The organism is Escherichia sp. B1147 (assembly GCF_001660175.1).
Taxonomy (GTDB): Bacteria; Pseudomonadota; Gammaproteobacteria; order Enterobacterales; family Enterobacteriaceae; genus Escherichia; species Escherichia whittamii.
In genome coordinates this window covers 1-421 of record NZ_LFHY01000035.1, presented here as the reverse complement: position 1 = coordinate 421, position 421 = coordinate 1, and the positions used below count along the sequence as shown (strand labels likewise).

The window sequence follows — 421 nt, the reverse complement described above, 5'->3', positions numbered from 1 at the left end:
GTAGTGGCATAGTGAATTTGGCCACCTGAATAGAGGTGATATCATCACCTCATAGTCAAAACAGGTGACATTATGACCGGACGTAACAGACGCAATTTTAGCCCCGAGTTTCGCCTCGAGGCAGCCCAGCTTGTACTCGATCAGCATTACACCGTTGCCGCCGCTGCCACTGCGATGAATGTCGGCAAATCCACGATGGATAAATGGGTTCGACAACTGAAAGAAGAGCGAGCGGGAAAATCACCCATAGCTTCACCCATGACACCTGAGCAGATTGAAATACGTGAGTTGAAGAAAAGACTTCAACGCGTTGAAATGGAAAGGGATATATTAAAAAAGGCTACCGCGCTCTTGATGTCAGACTCCCTGAACAATTCTCATTAGTTGAGAAACTCAGGGCGCGGTTTCCTGTTGCCGTTGT

The 421-nt window shown here is 47.7% G+C and carries 1 pseudogene; it reads left to right on the top strand.

The features are described from left to right. Positions 1 to 72 precede the first annotated feature (72 nt). A pseudogene (locus A9180_RS22180) lies at positions 73 to 421 on the top strand (transposase); the annotation flags it as partial.